General features: G+C 40.7%; 17 protein-coding genes. 9 read left to right on the plus strand and 8 right to left on the minus strand.

Going from position 1 to position 21,369, the window contains the following annotated elements; translation table 11 throughout:
• Positions 1–29 precede the first annotated feature (29 nt).
• The 3 genes from ABMY41_RS04430 to iadA all read left to right on the plus strand — a co-directional run bounded on the left by ABMY41_RS04430 (position 30) and on the right by iadA (position 5,687).
• The gene (locus ABMY41_RS04430; protein WP_349274225.1) at positions 30–2,957 is read left to right on the plus strand and encodes a TonB-dependent receptor; all 2,928 of its coding nucleotides are present in this window, start codon (positions 30–32) and stop codon (positions 2,955–2,957) included.
• 142 nt (positions 2,958–3,099) lie between these two features.
• On the plus strand, positions 3,100–4,509 hold the full coding sequence (yfcC, locus tag ABMY41_RS04435; protein ID WP_349274226.1) for a putative basic amino acid antiporter YfcC: 1,410 nt from the start codon (positions 3,100–3,102) through the stop codon (positions 4,507–4,509).
• Between the two features lie 11 nt (positions 4,510–4,520).
• Positions 4,521–5,687 (plus strand): beta-aspartyl-peptidase, encoded by a 1,167-nt coding sequence (gene iadA / locus ABMY41_RS04440; RefSeq protein ID WP_289096232.1) that lies wholly within the window; start codon positions 4,521–4,523, stop codon positions 5,685–5,687.
• Between the two features lie 28 nt (positions 5,688–5,715).
• Here iadA and ABMY41_RS04445 read toward each other — a convergent pair whose 3' ends face one another.
• From ABMY41_RS04445 to ABMY41_RS04460, 4 genes are all read right to left on the minus strand, one after another.
• Positions 5,716–7,002, minus strand: coding sequence for a hemolysin family protein (locus ABMY41_RS04445; RefSeq protein ID WP_175080072.1), 1,287 nt, complete (start codon positions 7,000–7,002; stop codon positions 5,716–5,718).
• A 139-nt stretch (positions 7,003–7,141) separates the two neighbouring features.
• A complete protein-coding gene (locus tag ABMY41_RS04450) occupies positions 7,142–7,834 on the minus strand; it encodes a transporter substrate-binding domain-containing protein (protein ID WP_289096234.1) in 693 nt (230 codons plus the stop codon).
• A 124-nt stretch (positions 7,835–7,958) separates the two neighbouring features.
• On the minus strand, positions 7,959–9,068 hold the full coding sequence (locus ABMY41_RS04455) for an arginase family protein (RefSeq protein ID WP_289096236.1): 1,110 nt from the start codon (positions 9,066–9,068) through the stop codon (positions 7,959–7,961).
• Between the two features lie 289 nt (positions 9,069–9,357).
• Complete coding sequence (locus tag ABMY41_RS04460) at positions 9,358–10,137, minus strand: DUF2189 domain-containing protein (protein WP_054564098.1); 780 nt, start codon at positions 10,135–10,137, stop codon at positions 9,358–9,360.
• A gap of 145 nt (positions 10,138–10,282) precedes the next feature.
• On the opposite strand from ABMY41_RS04460, the gene udp reads away from it, so the two are divergent.
• Positions 10,283–11,038, plus strand: a complete 756-nt coding sequence (gene udp / locus ABMY41_RS04465; protein ID WP_058584290.1) for a uridine phosphorylase — start codon at positions 10,283–10,285, stop codon at positions 11,036–11,038.
• Here the strand turns inward: udp and cdd are convergent.
• Positions 11,030–11,956 (minus strand): cytidine deaminase, encoded by a 927-nt coding sequence (cdd, locus tag ABMY41_RS04470; protein ID WP_349274227.1) that lies wholly within the window; start codon positions 11,954–11,956, stop codon positions 11,030–11,032. The two genes, udp and cdd, sit on opposite strands and share 9 nt — an antisense overlap.
• 165 nt (positions 11,957–12,121) lie before the next feature.
• On the minus strand, positions 12,122–12,439 hold the full coding sequence (locus ABMY41_RS04475; protein WP_300419564.1) for a hypothetical protein: 318 nt from the start codon (positions 12,437–12,439) through the stop codon (positions 12,122–12,124).
• A gap of 347 nt (positions 12,440–12,786) precedes the next feature.
• Between ABMY41_RS04475 and ABMY41_RS04480 the strand changes: the two genes are divergently transcribed.
• Entirely contained in the window at positions 12,787–13,734 is a 948-nt protein-coding gene (locus ABMY41_RS04480; protein WP_074989424.1) for an IS30 family transposase, read from the plus strand.
• A 523-nt stretch (positions 13,735–14,257) separates the two neighbouring features.
• Here ABMY41_RS04480 and rrtA read toward each other — a convergent pair.
• Positions 14,258–14,842: a rhombosortase gene (rrtA, locus tag ABMY41_RS04485; RefSeq protein ID WP_349274228.1), complete on the minus strand. Its 585-nt coding sequence runs from the start codon at positions 14,840–14,842 to the stop codon at positions 14,258–14,260.
• An 85-nt stretch (positions 14,843–14,927) separates the two neighbouring features.
• On the opposite strand from rrtA, the gene ggt reads away from it, so the two are divergent.
• The 3 genes from ggt to ABMY41_RS04500 all read left to right on the plus strand — a co-directional run bounded on the left by ggt (position 14,928) and on the right by ABMY41_RS04500 (position 19,406).
• Positions 14,928–16,685 carry a gamma-glutamyltransferase gene (gene ggt, locus ABMY41_RS04490; protein WP_349274229.1) on the plus strand — a complete coding sequence of 586 codons (1,758 nt, stop codon included), beginning with the start codon at positions 14,928–14,930 and terminating at the stop codon, positions 16,683–16,685.
• A 174-nt stretch (positions 16,686–16,859) separates the two neighbouring features.
• Positions 16,860–18,554 (plus strand): NAD-dependent malic enzyme, encoded by a 1,695-nt coding sequence (locus ABMY41_RS04495; RefSeq protein ID WP_062565377.1) that lies wholly within the window; start codon positions 16,860–16,862, stop codon positions 18,552–18,554.
• A 135-nt stretch (positions 18,555–18,689) separates the two neighbouring features.
• On the plus strand, positions 18,690–19,406 hold the full coding sequence (locus tag ABMY41_RS04500) for an SIMPL domain-containing protein (RefSeq protein WP_349274231.1): 717 nt from the start codon (positions 18,690–18,692) through the stop codon (positions 19,404–19,406).
• A 6-nt stretch (positions 19,407–19,412) separates the two neighbouring features.
• Here the strand turns inward: ABMY41_RS04500 and ABMY41_RS04505 are convergent, their stop codons facing one another.
• Positions 19,413–20,765 carry a DUF2254 domain-containing protein gene (locus ABMY41_RS04505; protein WP_349274233.1) on the minus strand — a complete coding sequence of 451 codons (1,353 nt, stop codon included), beginning with the start codon at positions 20,763–20,765 and terminating at the stop codon, positions 19,413–19,415.
• A gap of 119 nt (positions 20,766–20,884) precedes the next feature.
• On the opposite strand from ABMY41_RS04505, the gene ABMY41_RS04510 reads away from it, so the two are divergent.
• Entirely contained in the window at positions 20,885–21,250 is a 366-nt protein-coding gene (locus ABMY41_RS04510) for an MAPEG family protein (protein ID WP_349274234.1), read from the plus strand.
• Positions 21,251–21,369: the final 119 nt, after the last annotated feature.

Consider the following 21,369-nt stretch of genomic DNA (forward strand, 5'->3'; position numbering starts at 1 on the left):
TGTGTTTTTTAAGACAAAGGTAAATCAATATGTTTCGTCAGTTATCAATTGCTGTAGCAATCAGTGCTGTGCTGTGCCCAGTACAAACTGTGTATGCTCAAAACGACCAACAATCAGAAAAAATTGAACGAGTAGAAGTAACAGGATCACGAATTAAAGGGGTTGATTTAGAAGGAACCATACCGCTTACAGTGCTTGACCAAGATGCTATCAAGCGCTCAGGAGCGAACACTATTCATGAATTATTAAAAGATTTATCCGTTTTTAAAGGCGGATCCGGTACCTTTTCAACATCAGAAAGTGGTGGTACATCAACCTCAACGCCAGCGGGTCAATCCGCTGCAAGCTTAAGAGGTATGGGCCCCTCAGCTACATTAACACTCATTAATGGCCGCCGTGTAGCACCTAGCTCGTTCGCAGCAGGCACTGAAAACTTTGTTGATGTAAACTCAATTCCGCTTGCTGCAATCGAGCGCATTGATATTTTAGCCACTGGCGCATCAGCAATTTATGGTGCTGATGCTGTCGCTGGTGTTATTAACTATATTCTCAAAGATGACTATCAAGGAGCTGAAGTAAACACTTCTTACACCAATAGTTTTGACAGTCATGACGAAGCTAAGAAGCAACTTAACTTAGTCTACGGAACCAATATCGGTGAAAGTAACTTAACGATATTTGCTGATATTTACGACCGCAATGCCTTTAAAGCGACCGACAGAAGTTATACCGCAACACCTAATCTAGTGAATGGTTACTCATATTTACCGAAACTTGAGAACTCACCAAACATTTATTATTACAGCAGCCGAGATGGCAATGAACTACCAGCGCCAAACTGTAAAACCGAGCTTGTCACGACTGAGTATGGTGAGCAAATTTGTGCTTACTATGCTAACCAAGATGATTACCTAGAAACCCCATTTGAAAGCCTTTCAACTGGCTTTATGTTTAACAGCCGCTTAGGTGATTTAGATTGGCATACCGATTTCTTCTATAGTCAAACTAAATCAAAAGCCTATTCATCACCTGCACCAATCAATCAAATAAACGACGATGATGGTCCGTATATCATAGAAGATGCGCTATTCATTTATGATAACGCTGATGGCAGTAACGACTTAATGGACCAGCTTTATATTGATCCATTTACCACTCAAGCGGGTCGAGAAGTGTATGGCTTTGCATTTGATGCACGTTTTAATTCACCGCGTACAGTTGAAGTTGAAACTAAAAACTTTCGCTTAGTCAGCAGCCTAGCTGGTTACATTGGGGACTGGAGTTGGGAGTCAGGTGTAACATTTTCTCGTTCTAAGTCAGAGCAAGAAGCGATTGATGGAATTTACAACCGCTACCAATTTCATGCTGCAATCACTGGTGAATTATGCTCCGACGGTTCAACGGCTACATACGATGGAACACAGCTCAATTGTTCGCAAGGTCAGTTAATGCCATTCTACAACCCTTTTATACAGGGTGATGCTAATAATGATGCGGTGCTTGAGCTTGCAAAAGCAAACCCTAGTAGAAGTGGTGAAAGTACAGTTTACGGATGGGATTTAAACTTTAATGGCGACTTATTTACATTTAATGAGTTACCCATTTATGCTGCATTTGGTATTGAGGCTCGCCGAGAAGAGTTAAAAGATATTCCGTCATTAGACTCTCAAGCGCGTGCTGAAAATGGTTATTTAGTTGATGTTTTTGGTTTTGGCTCGAGCTTATCAGAAGCAGACCGTACGCAATACGCTGCATTTGTAGAGTTGAATATGCCAGTTACTGAGCAGCTAGAACTGCAAGTTGCTGGTCGTTACGATCATTACGATGACTTTGGTGGAACGTTTAACCCTAAAGTGGGTTTAAGCTACCGCCCTTCAGATTCTCTAATTATTAGGAGCTCTTGGTCAACGTCATTTAGAGCACCTTCATTAACTCAAGCTGGCGTAAAATTACGTACCACACAATCAAGCTTTGATTGCGGCGCAAATCAGGCAGTTGCAGACTTATACTGTATGGGTGATGGTACAGAAGTCAGTGTTAACAGCCTTGAACTTGGGAATCAAGCACTCAAAGCCGAGGAATCTGAAGCGCTCAGCATTGGCTTTGCATGGAGTCCATCTGTAAATACCAATCTAACTGTCGATTATTGGCATTTTGATCATGAACAAGTTATCGATACCAATATGACTGCCGTGCTAGATAGAGCAATTACGGATGCTTCTCTTCGTCACTGTGGCTTAGTACCACAAGGGCAACAAGGTATTTCGTACGAGCAGCAGCTGTGTGAAGTAACCGATAATGCTGGCCTTAATATCGAAAGTAATGGCGCTAATCTTTCAGAGATCCTAACAAACTACATTAGTGAGTTTAATCCGCGAGAAGATGAGCTATTCCTGCCACTTTTTAGAGACCATGTTATTCCACTGGAAAATACTGGCACACAAACCTTAGCGGGAATTGACTTTAAGTTCGATCATCGTTTTCTTTTTGCTAAAGGTAATTTAACACTCGCTTTCGATGGTACACACTATTTAGAGTTTGAGCGAAACAAACCTGGTTCAGATGCAATCGAAAAGTTAATCGGCACTTATCGCTACCCTGAAAATGTAGGCAGATTCTCTATCGATTGGGATGCCGAGAGTTATTACATAAATCTAGGTGCCAACTATACCAGTAGCTATGAGGATGATATTGAAGGGCTACGTGGCCGTGAAATAGATGAGCTAGCAGAACTTGGCGAACTTAATGATGAGTTAAAACGCGATGTTGATGACTGGCTAGTATGGGATTTATCTGCCGGGTATTTTATCAATGATGCAATATCAATCCGTGCTCGTATCGATAATATCTTCGATAAAGAACCGCCTAAACTATATGGTTCAAGCCGAGGTTTTGATTCTATAAACCATAATGCTTATGGCAGTCGCTATACGTTAAGTTTGAGCTATCGCTTTTAGCAAGGTATGGGCGGCTTAATAGTCGCCCACACTTTTGAGCTTACGTTATCTTAAACTAACGACTCTCAGTATTAATCTTTGTTAGCAAGGGCTACAATACCTTGCTTATCTTATAAACGTCGAAAGACCTTTAAGTGACTTTATGAAAAACAAACAGTTTGCGATGCCAGATGCGAGCATCATTTTGTTGTGCGTCGCAGTTATCGCCTATTTTGCCAGCCTATTTATAACACCCGGTGTGTTTAATGCCGAAAAAGATAGCCATAGCGTTGAATTATCACAATATCAAACAGCCTCAGATCATACGCCGCCAGCATTTTTTGCAGAAGGTGGTGAAATTGGCCTAGCTAATGTCTTATTTGAAGGGTTAGTGTCAGGTGATAAGTATGGCGCAGCGATTGGTGTAATGGCGTTTATTTTAATCACTGGCGGTGCGTTTGGGATTATCTTAAAAACCGGTGCGATCAATAACGGCATAATGGCACTGATCAATAAAACACAACATATTGAGTGGGTATTCATTCCCCTCTTGTTCGTACTTTTCTCTTTAGGGGGTGCGGTTTTCGGCATGGGTGAAGAAGCCATCGCCTTTTGTATTGTGTTATTCCCGATTATGAAACAACTTGGTTATGACGCAAAAGTAACGGTATTAACAACCTATGTTGCTACACAAATTGGCTTTGCTACCTCATGGATGAATCCATTTAGCATTGCCATAGCTCAATCAATTGCTGAAATTCCCGTTTTTTCTGGCGCAGGGTTCAGAATGGTTGCTTGGCTTGTTTTTACTTCATTTGGCCTTGTATTCACCATTCGCTATGCCAATTCTATCAGAGCAACTAAACAACAATCTAACCAACACAAAGACAGTGCAATAAATTTAGATAACGCAGATAAACTAATCTTACTTACTTTTATTGCTGGCATTGTTTGGGTTATTTGGGGCGTGATGGCTCGGCAGTATTATATTCCTGAATTAGCAGCGCAATTCTTTTGCCTAGGTATTGCTTGTGCTGTAATCGCCAGCCTATTCAAAAAACAAACTGCCAATGAAAGTGCAAATGCATTTAAAGAAGGTGCCCAAGAGCTCCTACCTGCAGCACTTTTAGTGGCACTTGCAAAAGGCGTTATTTTAATACTTGGCGGTAGCGATTTAACGTCGCCTTCAACCCTTAATACCTTGCTGTACTATAGTGCCACCAGCATCTCAGTTGTGCCCGATTATATTGCGGCTTGGGGCATGCTATTATTTCAAAGTGTATTTAACTTCTTTGTTTCGTCAGGTTCAGGACAAGCAGCCATAACAATGCCGCTAATGTCGCCGCTCGGTGATTTGTTAAATATCTCACGTCAAATTGTAGTGTTGGCATTTCAGTTGGGTGATGGTTTAACGAATATTTTTATTCCTACTTCTGCTAGTCTCATTGGCTGTTTAGGTATTGTTAAGTTAGATTGGAGTGAATGGGCACGTTTTATTTGGCGCTTCACTTTAGCTTTGTTTGGCCTTGCCAGTGGTTTTATTTTTCTCGCACACTTTATTAACTATCAGTAAAAGATTTAATTATGTTAACACTTATAAAAGGCGCAGACGTTTTCGCCCCCTCACCTTTAGGCATTCAAGATGTTCTTATTGCTGGCACAAAAATAGTTGATATACAGCCTGAAATAACTATCGATACCTATCAGGGGATTACCACGGTCGATGGCACTCATTGTATTTTGGCCCCGGGGTTTATAGATTCACTCGTTCATATAACTGGCGGAGGCGGCGAAGCTGGCTTTGCAAGTAGAACACCAGAAATGAACCTGACTGATGCAACACTGCATGGTACAACAACCGTTATTGCAGCTCTTGGCACTGACTCAAGTAGCCGAACTCATAGTAATTTGATTGCTAAAGCAAAAGAGCTGAAAGAGCTTGGGCTCAACGTTTTTTGTCATTCGGGCTCATATCATTTACCTGCGAAAACACTGACAGGCGCTATCACCAGCGATTTAATGTACATAGATGAGTTTATTGGCGTGGGAGAAGTTGCTATATCTGATCATCGTAGCAGCCAACCCACAGTGCAACAGCTTGCAGAACTGGCTGCAGAGGCAAAAGTGGCCGGCATGTTAAGTGGTAAAAAAGGCACTGTCAGCATTCATGTTGGCCCTGTTGACACACATTTATCGTTATTGCATGAGGTTGATAAGCTAACCGATATTTCGCTGGCACAATTTTACCCAACTCACATGAATCGTAATATCGACTTACTTAATGCTGGGGTAGAGTTTTGTAAAGCCGGTGGCACTATCGATTTTACTACAAGTACAACCGAGTATGACCTTGCTCATGGTGAATACTCTGCCGCACACGCACTAGCTTACTGCCTAGAGAATAAAGTCGACCCAACAAAACTAACCATGAGCTCAGATGGCCATGCAAGCCTCCCTATTTTTGACAAAAGCTTTAACCTGCTTGGCCTTGAAGTAGGCAAAGAGTCCACATTGCATGGCTCGTTTGTAGAAGCAGTGCAAAAATATAATGTTTCGATTGAACACGCTTTAATGGCTGTTACATCAAACCCTGCGCAGATACTGGGTATAAATAAAGGTGTAATTAAGCAAAATGCAGATGCCGACCTTGTGTTACTTGATAAAACAACGCTTGCGCCAACAGAATGCTGGTCAAAGGGTGTTCATATGGTGAGTAGAGGCAAAGCCCTTGTGAAGGGCGCCTTTGAGTAAGGCCGCATCGGCGGCCTTAAACACTATGCTAAACATGTTCAGAAATGCGAGTAACGAGTAGTTGCTCGACTTTCACTCCTTCAACATCGACCACTTCAAACTTATAGCCACCGTAATTAATAAACTCTGCACGTTTAGGCAGGCGTTTCATGGTGTAGATCAAAAACCCTGCGACTGTTTCGTAATGAGACTGTTCAGGGAACTCTTCAATTTCAAGGACCTTAGCAAGCTCAACCACAGGTGTTAAACCATCGACCAGCCAAGATGAATTATCACGTTGAATAATTAACTCTTCACCCTGGTGGCTAATTAAGTCGCCCATAAATCCTTTCATTAAATCTTTAACAGTAACAATACCTACCATTAGCGCGTACTCATTAACCACTACGGCAAACGGCTCTGCCGCTTTTTTGAAAGTATTTAGCGCCTCTGAAAGACTCAATGTTTCTGGCAGATAAAAAATATCTTGGCTTATTAATTCATTATCGATTTCGGCAGTTTGCCCTTTTAGCACCTTGCGTAAGATATCTTTTGATTCAACCGAGCCAATTAATTTATCTAAACTACCATCACACACTAAAAAGTGATTATGAGGGTGCTCAATAATTTTCGTTGCAACTTCTTGAGCATCAGCTTTTACATCAAAAAACACAATTTGATCGCGAGGAGTCATCACACTCGATAAAAAACGTGCTTCTAAATCAAATACATTGCCAATTAGCTCATATTCTTGTTGCTGTAAGCTGCCGTACTCTGCCCCTGCATCCATCATCGCAACGATGTCTTCTGTGGTGACAATATCTTCTCGTTCAGCGGGTACTTTAAACGCGCGTAAAACCAAATTAGTTATACCATTAAAGAAAACAACAAAAGGAGTTAACGCAAAGGTCACCCAGCGCATAATGGACACCACGTTTACCGCAACCGCCTCTGGCATAATCATGGCTAACCGTTTAGGTAATAAGTCAGCAAATAAAATAAACAAAGAGGTAATACTCAAAAACGAAATTAAAAAGCTGATTTGACTCAATAACGGGCCTTGATAAATCATGCCTAAGATTTGTTCTATGTAAGGAGATAATGCTTGCTCACCAACAATACCACCTAAAATGGCAATTGCGTTGAGGGCAATTTGTATCATGGCAAAAAATGCCCCAGGTTGCTCTTGCAAGCTAAGCACTGCTTGGGCTTTTTTGTTGCCTTCGTCCACCATCACTCGTAATTTGATCTTACGAGATGCCGCAATCGCAATTTCACTCATTGCAAACAATGCACTGATCAAAATTAAAATCATGATAATGAGTAAATCACTCATTGTAGCTCCTAATAATTAAGCGCATTCAGAGTGTTGAATGCAAACAACTTTTTGCTCGTTTAGGCTACATAGAGTTTGGCGAGAATGGACAAAAAGCAGCTGATTATAGCCACTTTGTAGTAATCAACAAGTGCTATTTTTAATCGTTTGCAGCAAAGCCTTTATTTAATTTTTCAAGAGTCACAGGATTGATATTTTTATTGCAGGCAAAGTATAACTGAGGTGTGCCAACGGGCAGTTTAAATATCGGTTTTAAATCTTCAAGGGTGCTGTCGTTATCGCGCTCATATTTAAATTGCTCATCACTAAGGATAACTAAATCGATACTTGAGCGTCTGCTTTTCAGTACATCGTAAATGTTGTCAAAACTATCAAGTAAGATCAGCTGATTACGCTCATCAAAGCCGTTTTCTTTTAGGTAAATGTGTGAATAGTTATTTTTTAATACTGCAATTCGGTATTTCTTAGCTTCATCTATGTTAGCTATAGTTACTTCCTCAGATTTAAACGAATAAAATGACGCCGAAAAGCCACCAATTTTCGCTACCCAAGTAAACTTATCTTCGCGTGCCGGAAGCCTTGCCATAGAAAAGATGCAGGTATTGCTATCACGCAATGCAGCGTTATATGAAATTGACCAAGAATTTACTGACAGCTTATAATCTACGCCACTTTTTTCTAAACCTGATTTAACTTTATCAACCACCGTGCCAGTTAATACGCCATTTTCATCTAGGTATTGAAAATTAGGAAAGTTTTCGGTCACCACAGTGATCGCTGCAAAACAAGGTTGCAGAAAAAGCAGCAATGACAGGGTTAGAATTGTGCGCATGATGAGCGATACCAAATAAATTATAATTATTTTTTATAATAATATAGCTCGAAGTTGCAGATATTGAAATGTTATTTAGTAAAAAGGAATGAGCGGAAACAGGGTGTTTCCGCTCTAGAGTCAATTACTTATTCATTGCATTAATTAAGAATGCTGAGATTTTAGCGCCTTCTCTTAGCGTTGTTTCAGAACTTGTTTGACCAATTAATGAACTGTCCGTAAATGGTGCAATTTCCATCATGTCAGCACCAGTAATTGGGAACTCGTCAGCCAATGCAACTAGAATGTCTAATGCATGCTGAGGTGTTAAACCACCGGCTTCTGGTGTTCCTGTCGCTGAAGCAAAGCTTTCATCAAGTGCATCAATATCAAAGCTCACGTAAAGCTCATCAACATTATCTGCTTTAAGCTGTGCAATTACTTCTTTAGCAACTGCTTTAGCGCCACGTTCAATGATTTCATGTGCCCAATGTTGTTTAACACCAAACGTGTCTTCCCAATGTTGCTTAGGCTTACCACTAGAGCGGATACCAAATTGAATTAAGTTGCGTGGAGCTGGTAAGTACTCAAGAATATGTGTACACCATGAACCAAAGCATAAATCGATACCTAAACGTTCTACTAATAAGTCTGTATGAGCATCAAAATGAATGATTGCAGTGCGTTTACCCGCATCACGCTTTGCTTTTAAGTAAGCTTTTGTCAGCGGGTAGCTAATTGAATGGTCACCACCGATACCAAAAATCCCCTTATCTGGGTAATTGGCATAAAAGCCGTCACAGACATCTTCAGTGATAGACAAAGGCGATACATGATATTCGCTTTTTTCATCAGCATATAACGCTTTTTGACAGTTTGTAATGGTTGCATCGTTAAGGTATTTATCATGAAGTAAATGTGGGATCACACGAACATCACCTAAATCAAAGGCGCGCGCTTGTGGTTGTTGATCAATCAAGGTAGAGCGTAAAAATAATGGACCCCAGTTAGCACCACGTAAAATACCACCTCCACAGTCAGAGCTAATACCTAAAATTACCGCTTTGTGCTCAGACTCTGCCAGTGTTTCAAGTGACTCTTTCCAAAGCACATCAACATTATCTGTTTGGCCGTATAATTTAGTACGCAGCGCATCTTTACGTTCTTTTGCTGTATTAACTGTAAATACGCCATCGCCAGGAGGACAAAGACACTGACTTAGTTTTTCGTGGAAGGCTTTTTGTGTGTTACTCATCTCTACTCCGCTGATCTTTATCTGCATATTCATGCGTAATTAAAAAAGTTACGCAATTAAGTTTGTGTATAGTCTGGATTTTTGAGACTCAACAATCACTTGCTCAACCAAACCTATAACTCACTGATATTAAATGGTTATAATTTTAATGCAGATGAATTTAAACTGCTCTAGTCAAATAAGAGCGCTGTATTTTGGCAGGTATAACATGCGCGAAAAGAAAGTCAAATTTTGCGGCAACCTAGGTGATTGCCGCTATAGATTTATATTCAAACGAAGTGAATACTCATTATTCATAGCCTCTTGGCTTCTTGGTTTTGATTACTGCAATGTAAGCATGCCAGCTGGCATAGCTCAATAAAGGCATAATAACGATAAACCCAGCAGTGCCTGTAATAAAGCCGACAAACACTAAACACAAGATCAAGCCAGCCCAAACAACCATAGCACCAAAATTGGTTTTAACCGCGTTCATCGAAGAAATTACCGCAGTCATAATATCAACACGGCGTTCCATCATAATTTGCGGGGTAAATGCTGAAATCGCAAATACAGTGACCAGTAAAATACCACCAACAATACTACCTAGCGTTAAAAACGCAGATAACTGCTCAAAACTCGGGTTAACAACGTTCGGGTACAATGCATGAATAAGTGCAGCTAAGCGCATCCAAACAATCATAATTACCATTAATAACACCGCAAAGCCCCATTCACCTGCTGGGTTCCTAAACATCGATTTAAGGCTGTGCATTAAAGTGGGTTTGTGTCCTTTTTCAAGCTCCCATGCAACATCGTAAAGTCCGGCAGCAAAAGCAGGGCCAATTAATGCAAAGCCAACGACTGCAGGCAATATAACTAAGTGCGTATCAAACTGATAAACAAAATACATGATAGTCGCAGGTATCAAGGTAAATACTAATCCGTAGACTAGACTCAGTATGGGCGCATTAGCGATATCTTTAAATGCAAGTGCTAACCAATGAAAAGGTGCACCAATTGAAATTTTCGAGCTTTCTAAACAGCGTGCAAACTCATGGTGTTTACTCATAGAAGATGAAGCAGGCATAATATATCCTCTTTTATCGTTACTTCTTTAGGTTTAGGTTATCTGTGCAATTCTTGCAACATTGGTGATCTAATAGGACATCTGTCCTGTACTTTAAACACATATGATTAAAGTATTACGCTTTAGACAAAAATAAGGTTTAATAATGGAAAAGGTATTTCACTTAGGGCTTACTCGTCAGGACTTAAACGGCGCAACCCTTGCGATTGTCCCTGGCGATCCTGACCGCTCAGCACGCATTTCAACACTTCTCGATAACCCTGAATGCTTAGCGAAGACCCGTGAATTTCATGTATACCGAGGTGAGCTAAACGGGCACAGCGTTGTAGTTTGTTCTACCGGTATTGGCGGCCCATCTACATCAATTGCTGTTGAAGAGCTTGCTCAGCTAGGTATTGATACCTTTTTGCGTATTGGCACGACCGGTGCAATTCAGCCACACATTAACGAAGGCGACATTTTAATTAGCCAAGCTTCAGTTCGTTTAGATGGTGCTAGCCAGCATTTCGCACCACTAAGCTACCCTGCTGTGTCTGACTTCTTTGCAACACAAGCGATGGTAAATGCATGTGATAAGCTAGGAATTAATTTCCACATTGGTATTACTGCATCGAGTGATACTTTCTACCCGGGTCAAGAACGTTACGATACTTATTCTGGCTATGTTCCTCGCTCATTCCAAGGCAGCTGTGAAGAGTGGCAAAAACTAGGCGTGATGAATTATGAAATGGAATCAGCAACACTATTTACTATGTGTGCTGCCCTTGGCTTACGCGCAGCCTGTGTTGCAGGGGTATTAGTAAATCGTACTAAACAAGAAATTCCGAATGTTGACCACGGCGAGATTGAGAAAAAATCAGTCGCCGTCGTCATTGAAGCTGCAAAACTATTGCTAAACTAGTTTAGCAACACAGTGCTCAAATGCTGGTGGGTTTGCGAAGCTTGCCAGCACACTTTTAGCCACCTCATATTGATTTTCTGCCCCTTGTGTTTCTAACAAGGTGATTGACTTAACTGTTTTATCATCAAAGGTTAAGCCCGCAAGATAAAACTGACTCAATGCACTTTGTAATGGCGAAAGGCTTGGGCTATAGGCAGCATTTTCAGCATAACTTCCGTAAAAGTCACCTTCATCAAAAGTCGTTAATTTAACCGCACTAAAGTTACCTGTGTAAGGTACGTATGCATTGATTGCCAATTGAATAAGTTTAGCATCATCAATCGAAAGATCAGTAAACTGTTTCTCGCTTTGCTTATTAGAAAATAAACAGGCTTCATTGCCTAGGTCTTTCGGGCCAAATGAATAAGGTAATAACTCATGAAGATTAAAATCGCGTTCTGGCAATAAAATCTCAAGTGAGTCTGCGGTGCTCAATTCATTCATAAATTGACGGCAGTAACCACAAGGTGCATCGCTAATAGCAATTTTTAACACTGCTTGCGCGCCATTAAGCCATGCATTATTAATGGCTGATTGCTCAGCATGAACGACCAAACTCAATGCTTGATGAGAAAACTCAACATTTGCACCAAAATAGAAATTTGTCTCGCCTTGCTTGTTTAACCCTACAGCAATAGCGCCAACATAGAATTTAGAAATAGGCGCGACAGAAAATAAACTTGCGACGGGTACACAGGCTTTTAGTAACTCAAGTTGGCTAACTTGAAACTGCTGACAAAGAGAAGAAATATCAGATTGAGATAAGATGCCACGTTGCTGTTTAAGCTGGGCAAAAAGAGAATTTTTATGTTGATCATTGAAGCTAAACGGCTCTGAATTTTGAGCTAGTTTGCTTGCATCTATCCTAGTTGCTGTCATAACAAATTATAATTATTAATTGGCTAAACAGTTTAAAAGTTTACGTAATGAATTGCTAGGTTTTGGCGGTAAACATCAAGGTAAATCGCACAATAAAAGCTAAAAATTAGCGGTATTTGTAAGCCCTGATATACACAACAAAATAGCGATGACTAGCTCGACCAATTATTGACGAACCAGCCAATTTTTTGCTTTGTTAAAACATTCAAAGTTTTCAGCTTGTAAGTTATAGCGCTTTGCTTTTTGCATAAATAAGTCGTGCATAAATCCATCAAAACTTACAACAATTGCTACAACAGCTTCTTTCAAAGAGTTTGCCACTTCCGGCATGATGGTGAATAAATCAGCAGGTGCGAAATTGTGCGTCATCTCAGACACATCAACGAGTATTTTCTCTGACCCATGTAATTCTGAATATTGTTGGGCAATTTGGTAAAAATTTATCACATCCTGTGCACTAGCAGTCCCTCTTAACGTCATCATCACGAGTGACGTCGATGCATCATAAGTGATGCAAGTAGACACGTTTGGCATAAGTTACTCTAAAAAAAGCGTGGGGGTTGATTTGACTTAACGGTAGCTGAATCAAAAAGCTGGGCTATTTTATTAATATCGCCTCTCTAGTCAATACCTAGCAATAAAATAGGTATGACCAGTTGTAAAATTCAGATTTTAGGATTAGTTCTACTTTAAAGAGTTGTTATGCAAATTCATATCTTATTTACTCCCGAATTCAGATAATAAGTGCACCACTCATGGTTAAACGGTGAGAAGAGATCAACTGCCTGTTGGTGGTACTCTGTAATCGCCAAAAAACAAGAGTAGATACCATGAGTTACAAGCAGTTGATCGAAGGGCAAAGATACCAGATTGAGGCCTACTTACGCGAGGGTTTTAGCTATCGAGAGATAGGGAAAAGGCTAAAAGTGAGCCACAGCACTATAAGTCGTGAAGTTAGGCGCAATAGTACTCGAAGTCATTACTTGCCTGAGGTTGCACATTCAAAGGCATGTAAACGAAAACATCTAGCTGCCAAGTATTCCATGCCAGCACTTACAATTGCGTTCGTTGAGTTTGGATTGGAGCAAAAATGGAGCCCTGAGCAGGTTGCGGGTGTAAGCAAAATTATCGGGCATCCTGTGAGTCATGAATGGATTTATGGCTATATTCAAAAAGATAAATTGAGTGGTGGCAAGCTATACAAACATCTGCGACAAGGGCACAGACGTTATCGTAAAGGCAGCCGAAGCAAACGTGTCATCATCCCAAATCGTGTTGGCATTGAACATAGACCTGCGATTGTTGACACTAAGACACGATTTGGTGATTGGGAAGCGGATACAGTACTTGGCAAGCATGGTACGGGAGCAATCGTTAGTTTAGTCGAGCGTACAAGTAAGTTTTACCTGATACGCAAAGTGCCAGCAAAAAGTGCAGCGCAAGTGAGCAGAGCAATGATAGGTATGCTGTGGCGCTATCGACGCCATGTTCATACGATAACCGCAGACAACGGGAGTGAGTTTTGTGAACATGAGCATGTTTCAGACAAGCTAAAAACCGACATCTACTTTGCTAACCCCTACTCATCATGGGAAAGAGGGTTAAATGAGAACTTTAATGGCTTGTTGCGTCAATATATTCGCAAAGGCACTGATTTACGAACGGTGACAGATAAGCAAATTGCGCACATAGAAAAGGCGCTCAATGCGAGGCCGAGAAAATGTCTAGGGTTTAGGCAACCAGCGGTAATATTCGATGAATTACGCAAAGCAGCCTAATTTAGCGAGTGGTGCACTTCGGACTTGAATTCGCGATCAGCAAATAGGAGGAATTTGGGTTGATACAGACAAAAGTAGAAGTGACAACATACACTTAGAACATCGATATAGAGGGAAATACGGAGTATATGTTGTTGGTGAAACTGTTCAAAATAAAAACCACAATGTCTCAGCAATAATGAATTGTGCAAACAAAATTATAGAGTTAGAATCTGGGTCGAGTAAAGTCACTGATTTAAATAGGAAAACAGCAACCTCTCTCTTAATTGGTATGTACGATGTAGAAAGTGACTTTCCTCACGAAGTAATCTGCTCTATATCAATTGACGAAATAACAAAAGGACAGTTTTTTATATTCGTTAGGAAATTTAGACATTATTAGCAAAGCCTAAATTTTTGAATCCAAAGCCTCGTTAGCCGGGGCTTTGTAATATCTGATATAGGAGATAAATCATAACCAATTTTTTATGAAACAGATTAAATGGCAAGGAGTAATAACCAGATAATTAAATCTCGAGTAAGGTTACTCGCGAGCTCTTATTATTTTTATAAAGACAGGCAAAGCGAGTAGAGTGCCACCAACTGCTCCGATAAAGTGGGCGTCAATGGCAACATTAGAGGCGATTAGCTGACTCACCGATTCACTCGGGCCTGCTATTTGCTCCCAAATCACTTTAGCCCAGGTGCCAGCAAACAATAACCAGCCTGAAAACATGCCTGCTTGTACATCTTTAACCGCTCCCCAAATGATCACTCCGTGTAGTAGGGCACTTAATCCGGTGTAAATTTGGATATCTGGGCAAAATAGCCACACGCCTAAGCCACACCATAATGCAAGAATGGCAATATTAAACGCATAGCGAGCAGGGCTTGTATGTTCAGCGTGTAGAGCCCAAATTAATAAAATTCCGGCACAATTTAAGCCTAAATGGGGCCAATTTGCGTGTACAAATTGACTAGTGAAAATGCGCCAAAATTCACCATTTGCAACTAACTCACGGTTAAATTCGAGATATTCATTTAAGTTAAAAGTAGCAAATAAGGAACTTAGTATTACTAAACACAATGGCGGCAGAATATATTCTAGTTTCAGGGGCTGGTTTATCATGTTATTTTTGTTGTATCTGAGATTGTCGCCTATTGTGCACGTTTAATTTTAAGATGCCAAATACACTACGGGATTAAGTTTATTTATGTTATTCAAAACCAAAGCGCTGTTAGCTCTGTCCACCTCTTTAATTTATTCAACGGCTATTTTTGCAACCCCTGCAAAAATTGAAACTCGCGAACCTGAAGCTGCTACAGGCTTTGCTCATAAACAGGTTGTTGAAGGAGATAAGTACATGGTCGCAGCAGCAAACCCTTATGCAGTAAAAGCAGGGCAAAAAATGCTTGAGCTAGGCGGCTCAGCAGTTGATGCAGCCATTGCAACGCAATTAGTACTGACACTGGTAGAACCGCAATCGTCGGGCATCGGTGGTGGTACGTTTATGATGTACTTCGACAGCAAAACCAAAAGCCTAACCAGTTTTGATGGCCGCGAAACGGCTCCAAGCAATGCTGATGAAACACTATTTTTAGATAAGCACGGTAAAGCCGTAAAATGGATTGAAGCCGTTGTAGGTGGTCGTTCTGTTGGTGTTCCAGGTATTTTAGACGCTTTTGCCACAGCCCATAAACGTTACGGTAAGTTAGAATGGCAAACCTTGTTTGGCCCTGCCATTGAATTGGCCGATAAAGGCTTTATTGTCTCGCCGCGTTTACATCAATTATTGGCTAAAGAGTTAAACCCAGGGGTTACTAAGCTACCTGTTATTCGTGACTACTTTTTCCCTGATGGTAAACCGCTTGCTGTAGGTACGGTTAAAAAGAACCCTGAACTTGCCGCGCTTTATAAAGATATAGCGAAACAAGGCATTGATGCTTTCTATAAAGGTGAAAATGCCAAAGAACTTGTGCATGCAGTGCAAAACTCTGCAGTTGCACCGGGTACTTTAACGGTTGAAGACTTAGCTAATTACAAAAGCAAAGAGCGCGCACCTGTGTGTGTTGATTATCGCCAATACGAAGTGTGTTCAATGGCCCCACCAAGTAGTGGAGGTGTAGCTGTATTACAGATTTTAGCCTTACTTGAACATAAAGACATGGCTAAACTTAAACCAAACTCTGTTCAAGCATTGCATTACTTTACCCAAGCATCGCGTTTAGCGTTTGCTGATCGCAACGTGTATATGGGTGACCCTGACTTTATGCCAATCCCAACACAAGGATTACTCGATAAAGACTACCTTGCAGGTCGTGCAAAGCTTATTTCTGAAAAAGACGCTCACGCAGAAGCAGGCACACCGCCAAACTCACTTGCGTACGCGCAAGATGATGCATATGAGTTACCATCAACCACCCATGTATCGATTGTTGATAGCCAAGGTAATGCGGTTTCGATGACCAGCTCTATCGAAATGGCGTTTGGTTCAACAGTAATGGTGAACGGGTATATTTTAAACAATCAACTAACAGACTTTGCTTTATCGCCTACCAAAAATGGTAAGCCATTAGCTAATCGCGTTGAAGCAGGTAAACGCCCGCGTAGTTCAATGTCGCCAGTCATGGTGTTTAACAAAGACGGCAGCTTACGTTTAGTGGTTGGTTCACCGGGTGGTAGCCGTATCATTGATTATGTAGCTCAAGTGGTTGTAGGTGTGCTTGATTGGAACCTAGATGCACAAACAGCTATTAACTTACCGCGCATTACTAATCGTAATAATTACACAAGCCTCGAAAAGGGCACTGAACTTGCCAACGCCGAAGCTGATTTTGTTAACCGCGGACACACAGTTCGTATCCTAGATTTAAACTCTGGTTTACATGCTGTTGAAGTTAAAGACGGTAAACTTTATGGCGCAGCCGATCCGCGCCGCGAAGGCATCGCTTTAAGTGATAAAAGCCACTAAAAACAAGCTCAGCAGCCTTAAAGCTGCTGAGTTTTCATGTATACTATCTGCTATGCTATTTAGAGCATAAAATTCATTTTCTTCAATGGTCTGACAAGGTGAATTGTCATTGCAATTTCGCCTTCAAGAGTAATAATGTCAGGTCATAATTATGACGCATCAAAGCTTGGAAATATGACTACAAATACCGATCCAAATTATCTTTATATTCCTTATTCAGGCCCCGGTCTGATCGAAACGCCACTATTAAATAAAGGCAGTGCTTTTTCACAAAAAGAAAGGGAAAATTTCAACTTAGCCGGTTTACTGCCACCGCGTTATGAAACGATCGAAGAACAAGTTGAGCGTTGTTACCAACAGTATTCAAGCTTTAGCGATAACTTAAACAAGCACATTTACCTTCGTGCTATTCAAGATAACAACGAAACACTTTACTACCGTTTAGTGCGTGATCATCTTGAAGAAATGATGCCAATTATCTACACACCAACGGTAGGTGATGCCTGTGAAAAATTCTCAGACATCTACCGCAGTGCCCGTGGTCTATTTATCTCTTATGAAGATCGTTTCCAAATTGATGATATTTTACGTAACGCGACTAAAGGCAAAGTAAAAGTTATCGTTGTGACTGACGGTGAGCGTATTCTTGGTCTAGGTGACCAAGGTATTGGTGGTATGGGTATTCCAATTGGTAAATTATCACTTTACACAGCATGTGGTGGTATTAGCCCAGCTTATACGCTACCAGTGATGATTGATGTTGGTACGAACAACGAAAAACTACTTAACGACCCTATGTACATGGGTGCACGTCATAAACGTATTTCGCAAGAAGAGTATGACGAATTCTTAGATCTATTCATCAAAGCAGTTAAACGTCGTTGGCCAAATGTGTTACTTCAGTTCGAAGACTTTGCACAACCAAATGCAATGCCATTACTAAAACGTTACCGCGATGAAATCTGTAGCTTTAACGATGACATTCAAGGCACTGCTGCGGTAACTGTAGGTTCTTTACTTGCTGCATGTCGTGTTAAAGGCGCGAAGCTTTCTGAGCAAAAAGTTGTGTTTGTTGGTGCAGGTTCTGCAGGCTGCGGTATTGCTGAGCAAATTATCAGTACTATGGTTGCTGAAGGCATTAGCGATGAGCAAGCGCGTTCTCAAATCTTCATGGTTGACCGTTTTGGCCTTCTTACCGAAGGTATGGAAGGCTTACGTGACTTCCAACAAGCACTTTGCCAATCTAAAGATGGTTTAAGCGAGTGGACATACAGCGGTGAGTACGCATCGTTATTAGATGTAATGCACTGTGCACAACCAGACATCCTAATTGGTGTATCTGGCCAACCTGGTTTATTCACAGAACAAGTTATTCGTGCAATGCACGCATCTTGCCCACAACCGATTATCTTCCCGTTAAGTAATCCGTCTAAGCAAGTTGAGGCACTTCCTTCTGATGTAATCGAATGGACAGACGGTCAAGCAATTGTTGCCTCTGGTAGCCCATTTGATCCGGTTGAGTATAACGGTCAAACGTTCCCAATCCCACAATGTAACAATAGCTATATTTTCCCGGGTATTGGTTTAGGTGTAATTGCTGCTAAAGCAACTCGCATCACAGATGCAATGTTGATTGTATCAAGTGAAACACTGGCTGAGTCTTCACCACGTGCAAACACTGGTAAAGGCAGCTTATTACCTGCACTCACTGAAATCCAATCGTTAAGTAAGCGTATTGCATTTGCAGTAGCGAAAAAAGCGATGGAAGAAGGTGTGGCACTTGAGTTGAGTGATGAAGCACTATGGGCAGCCATTGAGAAAAACTATTGGCTTCCAGAATACCGTAACTACAAGCGTCGTAGTATCTAAGCTATAACGTATTTAGTATTTGAAAAAACAGGCTTTTAAAGCCTGTTTTTTTATATCTGGATAACAGGGGTTGTTCATATTCAATTAACTCTTTAAGGTGATAATGAACGGAGTTTTAAATTAAGGAACAGTATTATGCGAAAGTTAGTTTTTACCGCTATGGCCGCCGCGCTAAGTTTTAATGCGTTAGCAGAAGCAACACCTGATGCGCCACATATTTATATTCAAGGTAACGCAACGGTTAAAGCAATCCCAGATAACGTTAAACTGACAGTCGGTATTGTTGAAGTAGATAAAGATTTAATTGCCGCTAAGAACAAAGCCGATGCAACCATGGCGAAAGCAATTAAGCTTGCTAAAAGCCAAGGTGTAGAAGAAAAGGGCATTTATGCCTCTAATATCTCAATTCATCGACAAACAGAATATAACCGCGAAACAGGTAAGCAAAACTTTGTAGGCTACAGAGTAACGCGTAGTTTGTCTGTTACGTTAACTGATATTAAAAAATACCCGATTATGCTTCAGCAACTAGTGAACTCGGGTATTAATGAGATCAATCAAACTCAGTTTGTATCAAGCAAGTACGAAGAGCTACAAAAGAAAGCGCAAAGGCTTGCTATTAAAGATGCTCGTGCTGCTGCAAAAGAATTTGCCAGTGACTATGGGGTTGAACTTAAAGGCCTATATACTGCATCAAGTAGCCCTCTCGATACAGGTAGCCAACCTTATATGCGTGCCAGCAAAATGGTTATGGCAGAAGCTGCACCAGATAACTATGTACCTGATGCATACAACGGTGGTGAGCTTACAATTACTGCAAGCAGTTATGCGGTTTATCTAATCGAAAACTAAATTCAGTTATTGATTGCTGACAAACCTTGCCAGCAATTTTTCACCTTGCTGCTCTGAAATACGAGCAATCGCTTTTAGCATATTAGTAATTTGTTCTCGGTCGTACTCATTACTAATATGCGTATCTATATCTTCAATAATCGCCTCTAAGTAAACAAACAGGCTATCTGTTGCTTTCTCGTTATCAGATGCTCTAAACAATATGTTTTTAAATGCCTCAAGCACGTTAACCATTACATAGGCGTCATTTTTTGCATAGTTACGAATTGGCGTAAAGTTATCATGCAGTAGCTCATCAAATGACGTTTCGTGTATAAACAGGTGTGGTTGATTGTTCTGGCATCGTTTAAGCGAGTAGTTCACATCGTAAATGTCTAAACGCAATATAAGCAATATACTCAACATATCAATGGCTTTTACCGCAGTACCGGGATCGTTAATACCCGGGCTCATAGCTTTTACAGCGATTTCTGAAATTTGTGTCATACCGTAGCGGTAATGATCGCTAATATACTCTTCGATATAAAAGATAAAGCAGTCTAGTAATTGCTCTACCAGCTCTGGTTTGTCAGATAAGTCAGTATCACACTTTAAAAACGGATAACCTTTAACCGTAAAGAAACCTTGCTTAACCGAAATATAAATTTTAATACCGTGCTGTTGGCACAAGGCGCACAATTTATCGGTATGAGCGCCCTTAAAATAGCCTTCTGTTTTACTTTTAACACTATGCCAGTCATCAAACTCAGGAAAATGTTCAACAGGGTTTTCTTGTTGCATGTCAATTATGCATTTAAGCTCGCTTTTGGTATTTTTAAACAAGTCGTTTAGTACATTATCGACCTGAATGGCTTTTGAAATTGAGTGAATAAAAAACACAAAAAAGCCCAACGAAATTAAACCAAACACCAAAGAAAAAAAGATACCGAGCGACGGAATACCCATGTCGCCATCGCCAATGGTGCGTATGTTTATCAGCATTAATATGGTGTAGATAATACTGCCAAGATAAAACCCTAGCACTAATTGGTGTGATTTACGGGTAATAAGCCCAGGTAACACACGCGGTGAGAGGCTGGCACTGGCACTATTAAGCACCACCATAACCATAGAAAAGCTAAAAACCGTTAGCGAGATAATGCTGCCTGCAAGTGTACTGAGGATGGTTCGGGCGTTCTCTTCGCTATCTACCAGTAACACGCCAATGAGCTTTTTAAATTCCATAGATAATGACGAATACTCGACCGCTGTGGTTATTAAACCAAATAATAAAAACACCACAGAGAGCAATGAAGGGTAAAAACCGATACTACTGATCATCTCGCGGTAGTTATCGGCGATTTTTCTTGGCGTAAACATGCACTTCCTTAAGAACTGTTAGACATTAAATATCATACTGAGCTAACCTAACTACTTACTTAACAGCCTAGCAATAAACAGTGCTAAGCGTCTAACTTTAAATAAAAATTGGAAAAACTGTGATTGTTTCAACGTTTGCTGCCATTTTGGCCATTTTATACATTCAACTTAGCTTTCGTGTAATTAAACTGCGTAAAGCAAAGCGCATTTCACTTGGTGATGGTGGCGATGCTAGCCTACAAGCGGCAATACGTGCTCACGCTAATTTCATTGAATATGTGCCATTTTCATTGATTATGCTATTTTTATTAGAGTACCAAGGTCTTCCAAGCCATTATTGCTATATTTTAGGGGCAATGCTCTTGGCTGGCCGTTTTTGTCATAGTTATGCACTCGCTGATAATCTGATGAAATTACGTGTATTAGGGATGATGCTAACTTTCGGCCTTGTTGATCAAATGCAGCTCTCTAACAAATTCACTTAACTTACTGATATTTAGGCAGACCAAGGGTGTTGATCTTATTTAGCGCCTTCACTTTGATCATCGCTTCAACCAGTTGGCGATTGTAATCACGCGCATTTAGCTTAGCCCCCATCAACTGT

This window comes from Pseudoalteromonas sp. BZA4, assembly GCF_040104395.1.
Classification (GTDB): domain Bacteria; phylum Pseudomonadota; class Gammaproteobacteria; order Enterobacterales; family Alteromonadaceae; genus Pseudoalteromonas.

What these genes read in the sequence shown, in the direction of transcription:
- ABMY41_RS04445 (WP_175080072.1), bottom strand. Translation starts at nt 7,002, where the DNA reads ATGAGTGATTTACTCATTATCATGATTTTAATTTTGATCAGTGCATTG.
- ggt (WP_349274229.1), top strand. Translation starts at nt 14,928, where the DNA reads ATGTTATTCAAAACCAAAGCGCTGTTAGCTCTGTCCACCTCTTTAATT.
- rrtA (WP_349274228.1), bottom strand. Translation starts at nt 14,842, where the DNA reads ATGATAAACCAGCCCCTGAAACTAGAATATATTCTGCCGCCATTGTGT.
- ABMY41_RS04430 (WP_349274225.1), top strand. Translation starts at nt 30, where the DNA reads ATGTTTCGTCAGTTATCAATTGCTGTAGCAATCAGTGCTGTGCTGTGC.
- ABMY41_RS04450 (WP_289096234.1), bottom strand. Translation starts at nt 7,834, where the DNA reads ATGCGCACAATTCTAACCCTGTCATTGCTGCTTTTTCTGCAACCTTGT.
- cdd (WP_349274227.1), bottom strand. Translation starts at nt 11,956, where the DNA reads ATGACAGCAACTAGGATAGATGCAAGCAAACTAGCTCAAAATTCAGAG.
- yfcC (WP_349274226.1), top strand. Translation starts at nt 3,100, where the DNA reads ATGAAAAACAAACAGTTTGCGATGCCAGATGCGAGCATCATTTTGTTG.
- ABMY41_RS04500 (WP_349274231.1), top strand. Translation starts at nt 18,690, where the DNA reads ATGCGAAAGTTAGTTTTTACCGCTATGGCCGCCGCGCTAAGTTTTAAT.
- ABMY41_RS04505 (WP_349274233.1), bottom strand. Translation starts at nt 20,765, where the DNA reads ATGTTTACGCCAAGAAAAATCGCCGATAACTACCGCGAGATGATCAGT.
- ABMY41_RS04495 (WP_062565377.1), top strand. Translation starts at nt 16,860, where the DNA reads ATGACTACAAATACCGATCCAAATTATCTTTATATTCCTTATTCAGGC.
- ABMY41_RS04455 (WP_289096236.1), bottom strand. Translation starts at nt 9,068, where the DNA reads ATGAGTAACACACAAAAAGCCTTCCACGAAAAACTAAGTCAGTGTCTT.
- udp (WP_058584290.1), top strand. Translation starts at nt 10,283, where the DNA reads ATGGAAAAGGTATTTCACTTAGGGCTTACTCGTCAGGACTTAAACGGC.
- ABMY41_RS04460 (WP_054564098.1), bottom strand. Translation starts at nt 10,137, where the DNA reads ATGCCTGCTTCATCTTCTATGAGTAAACACCATGAGTTTGCACGCTGT.
- iadA (WP_289096232.1), top strand. Translation starts at nt 4,521, where the DNA reads ATGTTAACACTTATAAAAGGCGCAGACGTTTTCGCCCCCTCACCTTTA.
- ABMY41_RS04475 (WP_300419564.1), bottom strand. Translation starts at nt 12,439, where the DNA reads ATGATGACGTTAAGAGGGACTGCTAGTGCACAGGATGTGATAAATTTT.
- ABMY41_RS04480 (WP_074989424.1), top strand. Translation starts at nt 12,787, where the DNA reads ATGAGTTACAAGCAGTTGATCGAAGGGCAAAGATACCAGATTGAGGCC.